Here is a 17,068-nt window from a genome sequence, read left to right on the forward strand (position 1 = left end):
GTGGATCCTATGACGATCGCCGCTGGCGTTTCGGCCATCGGCAGCATCCTGGGCGGGATCGGCGGCTTCAAGGCCGCGCGCGGCAAGGCCAAGGCCTTGGAGGCCGGCGCGGCCCAGGCGCGCGCAGAAGCCGGTGTCAACGCCCAGCTGGCGCTGGAAGAGGCCGACCGCGCGGCAGGATCGGCGGCCGTGGACGCGGCGGCAGGAGGCGGACTGACGGGCAGCGCCCTGGGCGCGCTGGACGATCTGACGGCCGGCGGCATGTACAACGCCCGCACGGCGCTCTACGCCGGTACGGTCGAGGGCCGTAACCTGCAGCATGAGGCCACGGTCTCGCGCCGCCAGGGCGGCTTGACCCTGATCACCGGCTGGCTGAACGCCGCGGGGGCCGCCAGCACGGCGCTTGGCAGCATGCAGAATACCCGCCAGGCCCGCCTGGCCGCCAGCCAGCAACGTGGCCTATCGCGCGCCCAGAGCGTCGGCTTTGACCTGAAGGGGGCCTATTGATGGCGCCGCTTCCCAAGGCCGCGCCGCGCGCCCAGCGCGTCAGTACGGCGGTCGTCGACACCAGCGTGGTTGGTCAGGGCGTCCAGGCCTTGGGGCAGGGCGTCGCCCAGGGGCTGGACATCGTCCGCCGTCAACAGGCCCAGGACGCCGATACCTGGGCCCAGCAGCAGCTGACCAGTTTCCGCGCGACCAACGACACCGCCGTCAACCAGGCGATCGAGGGCTATGACGGCAAGGCGCCGGGCCTGACCCAGACGGTGCTGGACACGACCGACCGCGCTTTCCAGCCCCTGCTGGATAGCGTCACCGATCCGATCCGTCGAAAGGCCTTGCAGGATCGGCTGGATGGCTATCGCGCCCAGATCGGCGCGACGGCCAGCGCCGCCGAGGCGGCCAAGCGATCGGAACCAATCCGCGCTCAGCAGGCCGCGCAGGAGAACCTAGCGCTATCCAGCCTGCTGATCGCGCGCGACACCAAGGTGAACGAAGCGCGCAAAGCGCGCGAGGCCCAAGGCGTCGTCGGCCTGGCGGACTATGCCAACGGCGCGCTGACCGACTACGACACCGCCACCAACGATATCGCCGCGACGATCGCCGATCCGGCCTTGAAGGCCAGGTTCCAGCAGCGTGCAACGGCCGATCGCTACGGCGAGTTCAGCAAGGCCCAGACGGTGCAGGAAGCCGGGCAAGCGGCCGTCACGGCGCAGACCGTGCGCAGCAACCTGGACGCCCTGCAAAACGGCCTCCTGGTCAATCCGGCCGGCTACGACAACGCGGTGAAGATGCTGCCGGGCGTGCTGGGCGCGATCAGCGATCCGACCTTGCGCGCGAGACTGGACGGCGAAGTCCGCCGCGGCCTGGCCAAGGCACAGGTCCAGGGCCTGCTGAACAGCGGTCGCCTGGACGTGGCCAAGGGCATCTTGGGCGGCGGCCAGCTGGACGCGGTGTTGGATCCGGCCGTCAAGCAGGTTTTCATCGACGAGATCCAGCGCACCGAACAGGCGGCGGCCAACGCCAGCGCTGGCGGCCAGTTCGATGGCGACGCCACGGCCGCGCCGGGCTTCGCGGCGGCGGCGGGTTTCGTGGTCGACGGGCTGGAAGGCGGCGACAAGCTGGTGCCCAACGACAATGGCAAGGGCGCGACGCGGTTCGGCATAAACCAGGCGGCCAACCCGGACCTGAACGTCCAAACGCTGACGCGGCCCCAGGCCATGAAGCGCTTTCGCCAGCGCTATTGGGATGCGATCGGCGCGGACGGCTTGCCGCCGGCCCTGGCCATGGTCGCCTTCGACGCGGCCGTCAACCATGGCGTGGACAACGCCCGCCAATGGCTGGCGCAGTCGGGCGGCGACGTGGGCAAGCTGCTGTCGTTGCGCGAGGCGGCCTATCGCGATCTGGCCAAGAACCCAGCCCAGGCCAAGAACCTGGACGAATGGCTGGCGCGCCTGGGCAAGGTCAAGGACCGGGCGCAGCGGATCAACAATTTCCTGGCCACGTCGGAGGGCTTCGCCAGCGACCCGTTGAACTTCGCCCTGGGCGATAAGAACAGACCGTCGTTGATCAAGGTTTCGACGCTGGAGGCCGCCGCGCCGCTGAACGGGGATCAGAACGCCCTGGCGGCGTGGGGCCGCGCGCTCAACGAGCGGGCCGCCCAGGGCCGCGTCCTGGCCGGGGAATACGGCGTCCCGGCCCGGATGCTGACCAACGCGGAAAAGAGCTTCTACGCCCAGCAGATCGAGACGGACCCGGCCGTGGGCATCCGCCTGGCGCAGGCGGCGAGGGCGGCCATCGGCCCCAGCGGCGCCCAGGCCCTGCTGCGCGAGATCAGCCCGGCGGCCGGCGACGCCGCGCCGGTGACGCTGCACCTGGCGGACCTGGCGGCCGGCGGCTCGCCAAAGTTCGCGACCGACGCCGCACGCGGCCTGGCGCTGAAGGCCAAGGGCGAGAAACTGTCCAGCTCGGACGCACATGCGATCCGCGATGAGTTGAACAGCTACCGCGTTGCCCTCGCGAGCGTTCCCGAAGTAACGCTTGCGGCGCAGCAAGCCGCTGAGGCGGCGATGATTGCTGACCAGGCATCCGGTATTGTGCAAAAACCGGAATACTACGCCCATCGCGCGCTAGGCGGGGTGCGCGTGGACGGCCGCAGCTATGGCGGCGGCGCTGTTGTCCAAGGGCGTCCGACGATCCTGCCGCGCTGGCTGAACGGCGACTATGTCGACGACGCCCTGCGCGTGGTGGGCGAGACCTGGTCGCAGCACGATTGGGGCCCGCACTTCGCCAACGGCAAGCCGATGACGCCGCAGCAGATCAGCCGCGCGGCCCTGAAGCTGTTGCCCAACGGGCGCTATCAGCTGGTCGATCCGAAGTCGGGCGCGGTGGCCGTGCGCAAGAACGGCCAGCCGTTCGACTTCAACCTGGACGCCGATCGCCGCAACCTGGCCGACGCCCTGGGCGCCAAGGCCGTGCTGGGAGCCGGGCAATGAGCCAATTCGCCGTCGCCGCGACCGTCACCCCGCGCGAGGAAGCCCCAGCCAAGCCCTGGGAAGCGCCCGTCAACTTCTTCGACGCGGCCCGCGCGGGCTTCGCGGCCGAGACCCAGGTCTATGCGCCCGGCGCGCGGGAGGAAGCCGCCCGCGCCCAGCTATGGAGCCGTCACCGCGATATCGAGCGCCTGACGGGCAAGAAGCTTCCGCGATCGGCCTTCATGGCGGCGGGCGACACGGCCATGGGAGCCAGCGCGGGCGACAGCGGCGGCGACTTCACCGGCGACACGGCGCGGGTCGAAGAGGACCTGGGCCTGCGCCCGGCGGCCACGCTGGACGATGCGGCCTATGAGGCCCAGATCGACAAGCTGCGCCTGCAATATCCGTCGCTGCGCGGCGTGCCGACGCGCCAGCAGCTGGACAAGCAGCGCGACGACCGCCTGAAGCGCCTGGCGATCGAGGACAACCAGCAGGGCGGCGTCGGTGGCTTCCTGGGTCACGTCGCGGGTGGGCTGCTGGATCCGATCAACCTCATGACGATGGGGATTGGTGGCGGCGGCAAGTCGGCGGTGAAAGAAATCATTCGCCAGGGCGTGGTCAACGCTGGGATCGAGGCGGCGGAACAGCCGCTGAAAGTCGCCGACGCCAGGTTCGGCGGCCCGCAACCGACCGCAGGGCAGATGGCGTTCGATGTGGCGGCGGCCGGCGTCGGCGGCGCGGTGTTCGAGGCGGGCGCCCGAGGCCTGGGCGCGATGGCGCGTCGCTTCCTTCCCGCCCCCGAGACGCCAGCCCTGCGCGCGGCCCAGGTGATGGAAGACGCCGACCGCCTGGACCAGGCCCTGGGCGACCTTCCGGGCGAGGACTACGGCCGCGCCGTCGCGGCCCTCGATCGCGGCGAGATCCCGCCGTTGACGCCGTCCCGCGACGTGGAAGGCCTGTTCGCCAATGCGCCGGCGGGCCAGCCCGCCCAGGCCGAATATCGCGGGCGCACCATCTGGTCCCAACGTTTCGACCCGGCGCAGTTGGACGTCGCGCCCGAGCTGTTCCAGTACAAGGCCGGCGGTGACGCCGAAGGCGTGACCCAGCGCCTGCGCGGCGTCGAGGCCTGGGACCCGACCAGCAGCGGCAAGGTCATCGTGTGGGAAACGCGCGACGGCCGCCAGCTGATCGCGGACGGCCACCAGCGCCGTGCCTTGGCCCAGCGCATGCTTGAAAAGGGCTGGGACGCCCAGCTGGACGGCTTCACCTTCCGCGAGGCGGACGGCTGGACCGCGCCCGAGGTCCGCGTCATCGCCGCGCTGAAGAACATCCGCGAGGGATCGGGCACGATCCTTGACGCGGCCAAGATCCTGCGCACGGCCAGCAAGGCGCTGGATGACGGCAGCTTGCCGGTCACGGGCGAGTTCATCGGCCAGGCTCGCGGACTGTCGCGCCTGTCCGACCAGGCGTTCGGCGCCGTCGTCAACAAGGTCATTCCCGAGCGCTATGGCGCGGAAATCGGCCTGATGGCCGGGAACCGCCCTGACCTGCACGAAGGCATGGTCCGCCTGCTGAAACAGATGGACCCGGCCAATGGCGACGAGGCGCGGGCCATGATCGCCGAAGCCCTGCAGGACGATTGGGTCAAGACCCAGGGGCAGACCCCGGACCTTTTTGGGCATGATCCGGCCACGTCGGCCATGATCGCCCGCGCCAAGATCGCCGCCACGGTCCAGCGCAGCCTGGCCAAGGATGCGCGGCTCTATAGCCAGCTGGTCAAGCACGCCGACGCGATCGAGGCCGGCGGCAACGCCCTGGCGCGCGACGCCAACGAAGCCAAGCTGGCGCTGGACCGCGCGGCCATGGGCGTGACGGCGCGCCTGTCGATGCGCACCGGTCCGATCGGCGAGGCCATGGCGGAAGCCGCCGCGCGCGTGACCAAGGGTGAAAAGGTCGCGACGGCCGCCAAGGGGGTTCTGGACCGGGTGCGCAAGGCGATCGAGGCGGGCGAGAGCCTGGACGCGGCGCGCGGTGCGGCGATCGACCCGGCCGCCCCCAGCCCGGCCGCGCGCGCCCTGGCCGAGCCGTTCGATGATCCGAACGGGAAGGGCGCCGAGGCCCTGGCCCGGCCGAAGCCCGAGGACGCCGAGCTGGAGAACAACCCGCCGCCGGGCCTGTTCGACGATCTGCCCGAGGCCGGCGTCTATGAGCGCGCCCACAAGGCGCTGACCCAGTGCGCGCCGGGCTAAGCCCCCCGGCGTGACGCTCGCGCGAGCATGGCGGTTCCAATCTGGAAGGAGATTGCCATGCTGGATCACGAAACACTGGAGGGCCGCATTGCCGCGTTCGATGCGTGGTCGGCGCGGAAGAAGAAGGAATTGGGGCCCTTCGCTGGACTTGCCTTCGGTAAGACTAACGTCGGCGGGATTTGTTTCGGCCGACACTGGCCGCATCTTCTTTGCTGGCAATGGACGATCTGGCTCACCCCCTATCGAGGCAGGACTTTCGATGGCCCGCGCCGCATCGCCTTCTTCGGCCGCCGCAACGACTGGTATCTGAAACTGTGGTTCTTCGAAATCCATTGGGCGCGACAAGCTTACGATCGCATGGCTGCCCTTGGGCCGCGCTGGAGTGATGCTCCCGCCATCTATCCTCGCACCAAACAAGATCGGGCCCGAGAACTCGCATGACCACGCCCTTCGCTTCCTGCATCGCTGACGCCCTGGCCAAGGGCGAGATCGACGAGGCCACGGCGGCCGAGACGCGCGAGGCCTACGACGCCGCGTTCGAGGCGGCGGGCGACCTGGGCGCCGTGGAGGCCGACCGCCAGGCGGCGACCGTGGCCATGACGGCCCTGGGGCGCAAGGCCCAGCGCGAGAGGGTGCAGCGGGCGCTGATGATCCGCACGCGCCAGGCGGCGCTGAAAAACGCCAAGGCCTTCCTGGAAGATCGCGGCTACACCAAGGTTCGCCTGGATGCGGGCGGCGACGGTAAGCCCCCCAAGGGCGGCTGGACGTTCGGCGGCGAACCGCCCAAGGAGGGGCCGTACAGTCAGGGCGGCATGTTCGCCGACTGGCTGAAAGAGCTGGTCGACGGCTCGGGCGGCCTGGCGGGTGCGCCGGGACCGTCGATCAAGGGTCGATACCAGGCGATCATGGGCGGACTTCAGGCCATGATGGCCGACCTGGCCGAGGCTTTCGACAGCAACACCGGCCTGCCGTACAAGGGCCGCGCCACCCTGGACAACCTGGTGCGCGAGGCGTTCGGCGAGGACACCGGCGACGAGGCGGCCAAGGCGCTGTCCAAGGCCTGGGGCGACACGGCCGAACATGCGCGCAAGCTGTTCAACGCGGCCGGCGGCGATATCGGCAAGCTGGAGCGCTGGGGCCTGCCGCAGACCCACGACGCTCTGGCCTTGAAGCGCGTGGGCAAGGAAGCGTGGGTCGAAAGCATCCTGCCGCGCCTGGACGCTGGCCGGATGATTGACACCGCCACCGACCTGCCGTTCGGGGAAAAGCGCCTGCGCGCCGTGCTGGGCGAGGTCTATCAGTCGATCGTCACCCTAGGCGCCGTCGATCGCGACATGGGCGAGAGCCTCGGCAAGGGCAAGCTGGCCAACCAGCGGGCCGAAAGCCGGTTCTTGGTGTTCAAGGACGCCGACAACTGGATGGCCTATCAGCGCGAGTTCGGCCGCGCCGACCCCTACGCGGCGATGATGCACCATCTGGACGGCATGGCCCGCGACGTGGCGCGGATGCAGGTCCTGGGGCCGAACCCGGACCACCAGTTCGATTGGCTGGCGCGCGCGGCCCAGCGCATGGCCGATATCGAGAAGGGAGCGGGGCGCGCCCAGAACGGGATAAAGAACGCCAAGGGCGATATCGAAAGCGCCAAGACCATGTACCGCCTGTTCACGGGCGAGCTGGGCGGCCCATACGGCCCTGACAGCCACATCGCCCGCGTCGGCCAGATGACGCGCAGCGCCCTGTCGGGCATCCAGCTGGGCAGCGCCGTCGTCAACGACCTGGTCAGCAACCCGGTGTTCGCGGCACAGACCAAGACCTATGCGGGCCTGTCGGCCATGCCCGACTTCCGCGCTTACTTCGCCCAGGCGACCAGCGCCGAAGCGCGCGCCGCCGCGCGGCGAACCGGGTTCATCGCCGATAACGCCCGGGCGCGATACAGCGACGCGGTGCAGCGGTTCCTGCGCGCGGACACTGTGGGCAGTAAGCTGTACGAGGGCGCCAACGCCTTCGCCCGGCTGTTGCCCAAGTGGGTCAACACGGCCGCGCTGCTGGACGCCAACATGACGGCCGCGCGCCGCGGCTTCCAAGACGAGTTCATGGGCCACGTGTTCGACAAGCGCGGCCTGTCGATCGCCCAGCTGGCCAAGTCGAAAGACGCCGAGGAGCGAGCCTTTGCCGCTCTCCTTCAGGCCCGTGGCTTCAGCGAGGCCGATTGGAAGATCATCGGCCAGGTCGAGCCCGAACGCTATGGCGAGGGCGTGGCCTTCGTCTCGCCCCAGGCCCTGGCCAAGGCCGGTCACGAGGAACTGGGCTGGCGCCTGGCCGAGATGATCGAGCGCGAGACCAGGAACGTGGTCCCTGAGCCCAGCCTGTGGGCGCAGGCCCAGCTGATGGACGAGAGCCGCCCCGGCACGATCTTCGGCGAGCTGCGCCGTAGCGCGATGAGCTATCGCAGTTTCACCGTCACCCAGACCTATAACTGGAGCCGCGAGTTCATCATGCGCGCGGCTCAGGCGGGGCAGGACGCGCGGATCCCGTGGCATCTGCGCGCGGCGATGCAGGCCGCGCCCCTGATCCTGGGCGCGACGATCAGCGGCGCGCTGGGTGTCTGGATCAAGGACATGATCAAGGGCAACGATCCGCGCCCGGCCTGGAGCGATGATCCTGCCGACGAAGGCAAGACCGCGTACAAATTCTGGGCGGCGGCGGCGGCCCAGGGCGGCGGGCAAGGCATCCTGGGCGACTTCCTGTTCAGCGTGGAAGCGCGTAACGGCAAGTCGTCGGCCATGACGGCCTTCGGCCCAGCGTCGGGTTTCGTGTCCGATACCTTCGACCTGACCTGGGGCAATGTCGACCAGGCCATCAAGGGCGAAGAAACCCACGCCGGCCGCGACCTGGCCAAGTACGTCGGGCGCTATAACCCGCTGGCCTCGCTGTGGTGGAGCCGCACGATCATGGACCGCGCGGTGATCGACCAGATGCAGCGCCTGATCGACCCCGAGGCCGACGAGGCGTTCCGACGCCAGCGCCAGCGTCTGGAGAAGGAATACGGCCAGACCCAGTGGTGGCCGCAAGGCCAGGCGCTCCCCGAACGCGCGCCCGACCTGACCACGGCGGCCGGCGGAAGCAAGCGCTAACCTAACCCCCCCGGCGCGCGCGCGAGGCGAACCTGACGGCTGAAGTCAGCTGCAGGGCTCGCGCCGTGACGATCAACGTCGAATATCCCGAGAGCGTCTATTATCCCACCGGCTCGACCCAAGGGCCGTTCGAGACGGTGTTCACGTTCGATGAACTGACCGACGTCCAGGTCATTATCCGTACCGACGACGTCGAAGGCGCGCCCCTGGCGATCGATACCGACTTTGGGCTGACGGCAACGGATCCTCAGGTTGAAGGCGGCAGCGTTCTGTTGAGCGTAGGCGCCATCCCCGCGGGCGGTTGGGACCCGGCCCGCCATGCGCTGATCCTGCGGCGAGATACGCCCCTGAACCAGAGCGTAGTTTTGGGCGGCACCCAAGCTTTGCGGCTCGATGCGCTGGAAGCCATGCTGGACCGGGTCGTGCGCCAGGGCCAAGAACTGCGCCGCGATCTGGGCCGCACGGGTGGTGGCGGTGGCGGCGGCGGTGGCGGCGTGGGCGCGTTGCTCGCGGCGAACAATCTTTCCGATCTAGTCAGCAAGCCGGCCGCTCGCACGAACCTTGGCCTAGGCGCGGCGGCAACCCGTAATGTGGGCACGGCCGCCGGCACCGTTGCGGCCGGCGATGACCCGCGCTTCGCCGCCCAGCTGGGCGCGCCGGGCCTCGCGGACATCAACGACTATGTGTCGGAAGGCGACCTGACCTATGACGCGGCCTATGCCGCCTGCATGGCGGCCAATGGCGTCGTCTATTTTCCGGCCAAGCCTCGGGCGATCACCGACGCCAACAACTACTACCGCTTCAACGCCACCTGCATGATCCAGCAGGGGCAGGCCGTGTTCGGTGACGGGCCGGGCATCAGCAAGGTGGTTCAGAATACCGCCAACGCCCACGTCTTCACCCTCGGGACGGATATCTACTGGTTCGCCCTGGAAGGCCTGACGATCGCCCACGATCCGCCGACCGCCGGCACGGGCTGTGGTCTCAAGCAAGGCCAGGGCGGTCACAACTGGGTCGATAACTGTCGCGTGCGCGATGTCTACGCCGTGGGCAACTATCGCGGTTTCGACCTCGGGATCCACTTCTCGGGCCGATACATAAACTGTCAGGCCAATGGCAACGCCCAAGAGGGTTTCCTGGCGACCACGACGGGCAATTCGATCGTTGGCACGACGGCCAACGGCGGCCCGCTGCAGATGATCTTCCAGGACTGCCAGGCCCAGGCCAACGGCTATGACGGCCTGTCCTATAAGGTCACGGGAACGGCCTTCGGCGGCTCGGGCTTGGGCTCGTCGCTGGGCACGATCCAGAATTTCACGACCTTCGTGAACGGCCACCACGATATTTCGTGCATCGGGACGGCCGCGCACCCGCTGCACTCGATGCGGGTGATCGGCGGCTTCATGGGCGATGCGGTCGGCGCCGGCGTCTATATCGATAGCTACGCCGAGAACCACATCATCGCGGCCGATTATATGGAGGGGATGGGGACCTATGGTGTCCACATCACCGCCAACAACAGGGACACGACCGTCCGGGGCGGTTTCATCACCGGCTCGTACTATGACGGCATCCTGTCGGCGGGCGCGGTCGGAACGAAGATCGAAGACCTCACGCTGCTGAACAATGGCCGGCGCGGCAGCGGCGGCGTTGGATATACCTGGGCCGGGGTCCGCATCGACGGCGGCGACGCCATGATCACCAACATCAAGGCCAAGGACACGGGCGCGGTCTATCAGACCTATGGCGTGTCGATCACGGGCGACAGCGTCATCCTGTCGGGTTGCGATCTGCGCAACAATGTCACCGCTCCCGTCATCTGGGCGACGGGCCCCACCAATTCCGTCGCGGCTGGTTGCCGTCCGTCTACGGTGAATACCGGCGGCGGCGCAGGAAATACGGTCACGGGAAATCTGACCGTCACCGGCAATATCACGGCCGGTGGGTCGATTACGGCCGCCACGGACCTGATCTCGAACGGGACGACGCACCTGAACGGCGCCGTCGCCGTGAATGGCGATATCAATATTCCGACCGGAGGCATCTACCTGACCGGCACCGCCGCGGGGCAGGGGGCGCTGGTCGCCACCAACTGCACCATCAACAAATCGCTCGGCGTCGGCACCGGCGCGACGGGTACTGTTGGCCAGATCGCCACGACCACGCTGGTGGCGTCTTCGACCATCACCGCAAACAGCAGCATCGTGTCGTCGCTGGGCAATATCCAGGCTCCGAACGGATCGCTCAGCGCTTCTAGCCTTTCGGTGACCAACAACATCTCGGCTGGCGGCAGCGTCACCGCCAGCGTCAATGTCCAAGCCGGGGTGGACCTGATCAGCCTGGGCACCCTGCATATCACCGGCCAGTCGGCGTTCGCCAACCACCTGAACATCACCGGCGCCGGGACCACGATCTACAACAATAACGGCAGCGTCGTGGTGCAGGACATCGCCTGCAGCCGCAGCCTGGGCGTCGGAACGGGCGCGAGCACTGTCACGGGCCGCATCGACGCGACCAGCATCTATCGCGCGGGGACGCCGCTATGAGCAGCCAGATGGCGACCGTCACGGCGTTGCAGCTGCAACAGCTCAACCGACGCTGCGATTACCAGGCGCTGGCCAAGCCGCTCGCGGCGGCCTGCGCCAAGTACAAGATCGACACCGCGCGCCGAGTGCGCCACTTCGTGGCCCAGCTGTGCGTCGAGAGCGCGGGCCTGACGCGGTTCGAGGAGAACCTGAACTACAGCGCCAAGCGCCTGACCGAAGTGTGGCCCAAGCGCTTCCCCAGTCTGGCCGCCGCCGCGCCCTTCGCCGGAAACCCGCAGGCCCTGGCCAACAAGACCTATGGCGGCCGCGGCGGCAATACCGGCCCGAACGATGGGTGGCTGTATCGCGGGCGTGGTCCGCTCATGTCCACCTTCCACTGCAACTACGCCGAGGCCCAGGACCTGACTGGCCTGCCTCTTCTCGCCCATCCGGACCTTTTGCTGAAGCCCGAGGTCGGCTTCGACGTCGCCGGCGCCTTTTGGTGGTCGCGCGGCTGCAATGAGTTGGTCGACGAGGATCCGGGCGAAAAGCCGCTGGCAACGATCGAGGCGTCTATCCGCGCCAACGAGGAAGACGATCTCCGGGCCGCGCGCCTGAAGGTCAACGGCGGGCTGATCGGCCTGGACGATGCGCGAGCCTGGTTGATCAAGACCGGCTTTATCTGGAGGGACTGACGTGGCGGACCTGACCTCGATCCTTGGCGGCGTCACCAGCGGCGGCCTTCTGGGCCTGGGCGGCAGCGTCGTGACCCAAGTGCTGACCTGGCGCCAGAAGAAGCAGGAAGCCAAAGACGCCCTAGACCGCGCGACGCTGGACTACGCGCACGAGAAGGACATGGCTGGCATCAACGGCGCGGCGGCCAGCCAGGCGGCCAATCAATCGTTCCTCTTCGGCCAAATGCAGGCGCAGTTCGCGGCCATGCAGGCCAGCATCGCCGATCAGACACAGCTGTCGGGCCATGTCAGCCAGTGGGTGGCGGACGTGTTGGCGCTGGTGCGTCCCGGCCTGACGCTGCTGCTGGTCTTGGCGGCATTGGTCATGGCGGTCGCGGCGGCGGCTCAGATCGCGCCTTCGGCCCTGGCGCCATTTCATGAATTTGCCTCCATGGCCAGCATGGCGGTGGCCTGGTGGTTCGGCGATCGCGCCGTGACCAAGGCGCGAGCGCAGTAGGGGGATAACTTGGGCGAGAGGCAGACCGTGGCAGGGGCTTACGCGAAAATCGAAGGGCACGAGGTATTGTGCGCCGAACGATACGCCAACATCCATTCCTCCCTGGAGCGGGTCGAAGGCGAGCAAAAGACAATCCGCAACGCGGCCTTCGCCCTGGTGGCGGCCATGGTCGGCTGGATGGCGGTCCAGATTTACGACAACATCAAGCCCAAGCCCGCGCCCGCCGCGACGGCCGTTGTCGTCAGTCAGCCGCCGGCAGCGCCCGAACCCGCCGCGCCCCGTTGACGGTCTCGACTGTCCAACGCGCTAGGTAGTGGCTCATCCCCACGTGCATGGCTGACACGTGCGCGCCATCCGCCGGCCGGCCGCCGCATCGCGTCCTGCAGCGCAGGGCGCCGGACGCCAGAAGATCCATGATCGGGACCGCGCCTAGCGGCCCGCCGGCCAGGCGCGACGGCCAGAGGCCGTAGGTGTAATTGCAGCCCGCGCACGAGACGTAAACGGACCAATTCAGGTCCGCGCAAACGCGCAGCGTGATGCGGTCATGACGGACGGGATTGGGGCGCTCCACAGCCGTGAACGGAAATAGAACATTCGCGAGACTTGCAAGCGTAAACTCTCACGTGAGAGTTTGATTAAACTCTCACGGCGGAGGGCGAGGCCGAAGCCTCATTCCGTTAAGTATTGAAATTATTGGAGATTTTGGTGGGTGTACAAGGATTCGAACCTTGGACCCGCTGATTAAGAGTCAGCTGCTCTACCAACTGAGCTATACACCCATTCGACGATCCGAAGCACTTGCGAGCCCCGGCGGCGAGGCGCGGAACATACGCAATGATTTTGGGAGCGCAAGAGCTTTTTTCATGGCGAGACGAGATATTATTGGAGCCGTGGATTTCGCTTACCTGGAAGGGTTCGCCGCGGGGGATTCCACGGTGATCGACGAGGTGCTGGCGCTGTTCCGCGAGCAGGCCGCGCTGTGGGCGCCGATGCTCGATCCTGGCCATCCCGGATGGAAGGATGCGGTCCATACGGTGAAGGGCGCCGCGCGCGGCGTGGGGGCCTTCGCGCTGGGCGATGTCTGCGAGCGTTGCGAAGCGGGGCAGGAGGGGCTGGACGCGGTCCGCACGGCCCTGGACGCGGCGCTGATGGATATCGCCGCCTACGCCCATGAACGCGCGCTGCGTTCCTTGAAGAGCTCGCCAACCTGACCCAGCTGTAATTGGCGTCGTCGCCAAGGTCTGGCTAGAACGGCGGTCCAAGACACGAGGAGACGTTCATGCCCCCCAGCCCCTGGAGCCATCAGCGCAGCGCCAGCGTCGCCGACGACATCGACTTCGAGATCAAGGGCGACGACCTGCAGTTCGTCGAGATCGAGCTCGATCCGGGCGAGAGCGCCGTGGCCGAGGCCGGCGCCTTCGTCTGGAAGGACGCCAGCGTGCAGATGACCACTGTCTTCGGCGACGGCTCGGGCGACCAGGGCGGCGGCTTCATGGGCAAGCTGCTGGGCGCGGGCAAGCGTCTGATCACCGGCGAGAGCCTGTTCACCACCGTCTTCACCCACACCGGCTCGGGCAAGGCGCGCGTGGCCTTCGCCTCGCCGACGCCGGGCTCGATCCTGCCGCTGAACCTGGGTGAGCTGGGCGGGACGCTGATCTGCCAGAAGGACAGCTTCCTGGCCGCCGCGCGCGGCGTTTCCATCGGCCTGCACTTCCAGCGCCGGGTCATGACCGGTCTGTTCGGCGGCGAGGGCTTCATCATGCAGCGCCTGGAAGGCGACGGCTGGGTGTTCGTCCAGATGGGCGGCGCCCTGGTCGAGCGCGAGCTGGCGCCGGGCGAGGAGCTGCACATCGATACGGGGTGCCTGGCCGCCTATACGCCGGGCGTCGACTTCGACCTGGTCATGGCCGGCGGCGTGAAGAGCGTGCTGTTCGGCGGCGAGGGCCTGTTCTTCGCCCGCCTGCGCGGTCCGGGGAAGGTCTGGATCCAGTCGCTGCCGTTCGCGCGCCTCGCCGGCCGCATGCTGCAGGCGGCCAACCACCAGGGCGGCAACCAGGGCGAAGGCTCGATCCTGGGCGGCCTGGGCCGGATGATCGACGGGAATTGATGAAGCGTCCTTCTCCCCTTGCGGGAGAAGGTGTCGCCCCGCCGGGGCGACGGATGAGGGGTTTCTCGGCGTCGCCGCGCGACCCCTCACCCGACCCTTCGGGCCACCCTCTCCCGCAAGGGGAGAGGGAAGGGCTTACCCCTTCGTGCGATCCCAGCTGTCGTATTCGTAGGCGATGCAGCGGTCGATCAGCGTGCGCCAGACCGGCTCGGCGATGGCTTCGGACAGGCCGGACTCGCGGGCGGCGGCTTTCACCTTTTCCACCACGTCCTCGATCCGCGCGCGGTCGAAGACCTTGGAGCGGTCGGCCTTGATGCGGGCGGCGGCGTCCATGAAGGCCTGACGCTCGGTCAGGAGTTGGACCAGGGCCCGGTCCAGGGCGTCCACGCCCTGGCGCACATCGGCCATGGTCTGGCAGTCGGCGGGAGCGAGATGCTCGTCGACGTTGAGAGTCGTGATTTTCATGGGCCCCTTAAAGCCGTTTCCGGAGCCGGAAACCAGAGCGCTGACCGCTAAATCCCGGCGCCGTTGTCCAGGGTGCGCAGCGCCGCTTCGTGGGCTTCGGCTTCCGCCTTCAGCCAGTTCACGAACGCCTTGACCTGGGGCAGGCGGCCCTTGGCCTTGGGGTGGACGACGTAATAGGCGAAGTCGACGGCGGTCGAGGCCTCGAACGGAATGACCAGGCGCCCGGCGTCGAGGTCGGCCTGGGCCAGGGTGCGCTTGGCGAGCGCGATGCCGCGGCCGTTGGCGGCGGCCTCGATCACCAGACTGGACTGGTTGAAGCGCGGACCGCGCGCGCCGTCGACGCCCTTGATCCCGCGCGCCGCCAGCCACATCGCCCAGTCGGGGCAGCTGTCGTCGGCGTCGGGCGAGCCGTCGTGCAGCAGGATATGGTGCGCCAGGTCCTCCGGGCGCTCCAGGGCGTTCTGTTCCAGCAGTTCGGGGCTGGCGACAGGCACCACCGATTCCTGCATGAGGCGGATCACCTCCAGGCCCGGATAGCGGCCCGAGCCGTAGCGGATGGCCATGTCGACCTCGCCGGTGGCGAAGTCCACGACCTCCATGCCGGCCGACAGCCAGACGTCGACCTGCGGATGGGCCTGCTCGAACTTGCCCAGACGCGGCACCAGCCACTTGGCGGCGAAGGACGGGGCGGCGGTCAGGGTCAGGCGGCGACCGTCGACGGCGGCGGTGAGCAAGCTGGCGGCCTCGGCCAGGCGGTCGAAGGCCTCGCGCAGGGCGGGCAGGGCGGTCTGGGCCGCGTCGGTCAGCAACAGGCCCTTGGGCGTGCGCTTGAACAGGGCCGCGCCGACGTAGTCTTCCAGGTTCTGGATCTGCTGGCTGACCGCGCCCGGCGTCACCGACAGCTCATCGGCGGCGCGGCTGAAGTTCAGGTGCCGCGCGGCCGCCTCGAACGCGCGCAGGGCGTTGAGAGGCGGCAGGCGGCGGCGCTCGTTGGGTCTTTCCATAGTTTTACTGAACGCCCCGGCAGAAGTCCTTGTTTGCGAATTGGCCTCTTCGGGCCGAGTTTGCAAGCGTTCGCTGGCGGATTGGCCCTTTTCGTCAGCGAGTGCGAGCGGGGTCGTCTTTAGGGGCGACCCCGTCTTGCGTTCCACCGTCTTATTCCAAGCGCGTTGATAGAGGTTCTAAAACCCATGACCCGCCAGCCGGCCCGAAACAGGAAGCCTGGCCTCGTCGTCATCGGCGGGACCCGGGCCCAGCGCGCCCTTGGCGCGGTGTGGCTGGTCGGGGCCGGACCGGGCGATCCCGACCTCCTGACCTTCCGCGCCTTCAACGCCCTGCGCGGCGCCGACGTTGTTGTCCATGACGGCCTGGTCTCGGAGGAGATCCTTGACCTGGCGCCCAGCCGCGCGCGGCGGATCAACGTCGCCAAGCGCAAGTCGCGCCACACCCTGCCGCAGGACGATATCAACCAACTGCTCGTCGCCCTGGCCCTCGACGGTCTGAACGTCGTGCGCCTGAAGGGCGGCGATCCGTTCCTGTTCGGGCGCGGCGGCGAGGAGCTGGCCGCCTGCCGCGACGCGGGCGTCGAGTGCCACGTGGTGCCCGGCGTCACCGCCGCCCTGGCCGCCAGCGCAGGCGCCGGCGCGCCGCTAACCCACCGGGGCAGCGCTCAGGCGGTCACCTTCGTCACCGGCCACGCCGCTCACGGCGAGCCGGACCTGGACTGGGCCGCCCTGGCGCGTCCGAACCAGACGGTCGTGGTCTATATGGGCGTCTCGACCGCCGGCCTGATCGCCGAGCGCCTGACGACCGCCGGCCGGGCCGGCTCCACCCCCGCCTTGATCGTCGAGAACGCCAGCCGCGCCGACGAGCGCCGGGTTCTCACCACGCTGTCAGGTCTCGCCGAGGCCGCCCAGAGCGTGAAGGGCCCCGCCTTGCTGATGGTCGGGGAGGCGATGGCCATGGCCCAACAGGACTCAGCCCCTCTCCGCCAAGGCGGGAGCGAGGTTTCGGAATGGCTCCCCGCCGTGGCGGGGATGAGCGGAGTTACCGAGTGAAAGCGATCACCGCCAACCGCCTGATCGACGGCGAGGTCGTGTTCTGGAAGTCGGGCCAGTGGGTGGATCGCTTCGGCGACGCCCAGCTGTTTGACGACCACCACGCCGCCGACATCGAGGCCGCCGTCGCGGCCGGCAAGGGCCAGCCGACGGTCGTGGTCGACGTCTATCCGATCGACCTCGTGCAGTCCGGAGGGGGCTGGGCGCCGCTCAGCTATCGCGAGCGCATCCGGGCCCTGGGCCCCACCAATGAACCCACGCACGGCAAGCAGGCCGACGGCGGCGACGTCGTCGAGGCGCTGCGTCAGGCGTCCGGCGCGGCCCGCTCGACCGGCCGCGTCGATCTGATCCGCAGGAAGTAGGGCGGC

At 68.5% G+C, this 17,068-nt stretch carries 15 protein-coding genes, 1 tRNA gene and 1 pseudogene; 14 read left to right on the forward strand and 3 right to left on the reverse strand.

Annotated elements, in window-relative coordinates:
- Positions 1-9: 9 nt before the first annotated feature.
- From CSW60_RS18625 to CSW60_RS18660, 9 genes are all read left to right on the forward strand, one after another.
- Positions 10-507 carry a hypothetical protein gene (locus tag CSW60_RS18625; RefSeq protein WP_099538668.1) on the forward strand — a complete coding sequence of 166 codons (498 nt, stop codon included), beginning with the start codon at positions 10-12 and terminating at the stop codon, positions 505-507.
- Positions 507-2,993 carry a glycosyl hydrolase 108 family protein gene (locus CSW60_RS18630; RefSeq protein WP_099538669.1) on the forward strand — a complete coding sequence of 829 codons (2,487 nt, stop codon included), beginning with the start codon at positions 507-509 and terminating at the stop codon, positions 2,991-2,993. The genes CSW60_RS18625 and CSW60_RS18630 overlap by 1 nt, the downstream gene beginning before the upstream one ends.
- Entirely contained in the window at positions 2,990-5,221 is a 2,232-nt protein-coding gene (locus tag CSW60_RS18635; protein WP_099538670.1) for a hypothetical protein, read from the forward strand. Before CSW60_RS18630 ends, CSW60_RS18635 begins: the two co-directional genes overlap by 4 nt.
- A 57-nt stretch (positions 5,222-5,278) precedes the next feature.
- A complete protein-coding gene (locus CSW60_RS23250; RefSeq protein ID WP_143324215.1) occupies positions 5,279-5,662 on the forward strand; it encodes a hypothetical protein in 384 nt (127 codons plus the stop codon).
- Complete coding sequence (locus tag CSW60_RS18640; RefSeq protein WP_099538671.1) at positions 5,659-8,355, forward strand: hypothetical protein; 2,697 nt, start codon at positions 5,659-5,661, stop codon at positions 8,353-8,355. The genes CSW60_RS23250 and CSW60_RS18640 overlap by 4 nt, the downstream gene beginning before the upstream one ends.
- A 65-nt stretch (positions 8,356-8,420) precedes the next feature.
- Positions 8,421-10,901 (forward strand): hypothetical protein, encoded by a 2,481-nt coding sequence (locus CSW60_RS18645; protein ID WP_099538672.1) that lies wholly within the window; start codon positions 8,421-8,423, stop codon positions 10,899-10,901.
- Positions 10,898-11,575: a glycoside hydrolase family 19 protein gene (locus tag CSW60_RS18650; protein ID WP_099538673.1), complete on the forward strand. Its 678-nt coding sequence runs from the start codon at positions 10,898-10,900 to the stop codon at positions 11,573-11,575. Before CSW60_RS18645 ends, CSW60_RS18650 begins: the two co-directional genes overlap by 4 nt.
- A gap of 1 nt (position 11,576) precedes the next feature.
- Positions 11,577-12,071, forward strand: a complete 495-nt coding sequence (locus tag CSW60_RS18655) for a hypothetical protein (protein WP_099538674.1) — start codon at positions 11,577-11,579, stop codon at positions 12,069-12,071.
- A 9-nt stretch (positions 12,072-12,080) separates the two neighbouring features.
- Positions 12,081-12,356: a hypothetical protein gene (locus CSW60_RS18660; protein WP_143324216.1), complete on the forward strand. Its 276-nt coding sequence runs from the start codon at positions 12,081-12,083 to the stop codon at positions 12,354-12,356.
- Positions 12,357-12,774: 418 nt separating this feature from the next.
- Here the strand turns inward: CSW60_RS18660 and CSW60_RS18665 are convergent.
- A tRNA-Lys gene (locus CSW60_RS18665) sits at positions 12,775-12,850 on the reverse strand.
- Positions 12,851-12,934: 84 nt separating this feature from the next.
- On the opposite strand from CSW60_RS18665, the gene CSW60_RS18670 reads away from it, so the two are divergent.
- The 3 genes and pseudogenes from CSW60_RS18670 (at position 12,935) to CSW60_RS24450 (ending at position 14,350) form a co-directional block, all read left to right on the forward strand.
- The gene (locus tag CSW60_RS18670; RefSeq protein ID WP_143324217.1) at positions 12,935-13,282 is read left to right on the forward strand and encodes an Hpt domain-containing protein; all 348 of its coding nucleotides are present in this window, start codon (positions 12,935-12,937) and stop codon (positions 13,280-13,282) included.
- A gap of 68 nt (positions 13,283-13,350) precedes the next feature.
- Positions 13,351-14,178, forward strand: a complete 828-nt coding sequence (locus tag CSW60_RS18675) for a TIGR00266 family protein (RefSeq protein ID WP_099538677.1) — start codon at positions 13,351-13,353, stop codon at positions 14,176-14,178.
- Between the two features lie 18 nt (positions 14,179-14,196).
- Positions 14,197-14,350, forward strand: a pseudogene (locus tag CSW60_RS24450) (hypothetical protein).
- Here CSW60_RS24450 and CSW60_RS18680 read toward each other — a convergent pair.
- Together CSW60_RS18680 and gcvA are read right to left on the reverse strand one after the other, a co-directional pair.
- Entirely contained in the window at positions 14,314-14,643 is a 330-nt protein-coding gene (locus CSW60_RS18680) for a chorismate mutase (protein ID WP_099538678.1), read from the reverse strand. The pseudogene CSW60_RS24450 and the gene CSW60_RS18680 sit on opposite strands and share 37 nt — an antisense overlap.
- Positions 14,644-14,690: 47 nt before the next feature.
- Positions 14,691-15,647, reverse strand: a complete 957-nt coding sequence (gene gcvA / locus CSW60_RS18685) for a transcriptional regulator GcvA (protein ID WP_099538679.1) — start codon at positions 15,645-15,647, stop codon at positions 14,691-14,693.
- A gap of 186 nt (positions 15,648-15,833) precedes the next feature.
- Between gcvA and cobA the strand changes: the two genes are divergently transcribed.
- Both cobA and CSW60_RS18695 read left to right on the forward strand, forming a co-directional pair.
- On the forward strand, positions 15,834-16,700 hold the full coding sequence (cobA, locus tag CSW60_RS18690; RefSeq protein WP_099538680.1) for a uroporphyrinogen-III C-methyltransferase: 867 nt from the start codon (positions 15,834-15,836) through the stop codon (positions 16,698-16,700).
- A complete protein-coding gene (locus tag CSW60_RS18695) occupies positions 16,697-17,062 on the forward strand; it encodes a DUF2849 domain-containing protein (RefSeq protein WP_099538681.1) in 366 nt (121 codons plus the stop codon). The genes cobA and CSW60_RS18695 overlap by 4 nt, the downstream gene beginning before the upstream one ends.
- Positions 17,063-17,068 lie beyond the last annotated feature (6 nt).

It is taken from the genome of Caulobacter sp. X (assembly GCF_002742635.1).
In the GTDB taxonomy this organism is placed as follows: Bacteria; Pseudomonadota; Alphaproteobacteria; order Caulobacterales; family Caulobacteraceae; genus Caulobacter.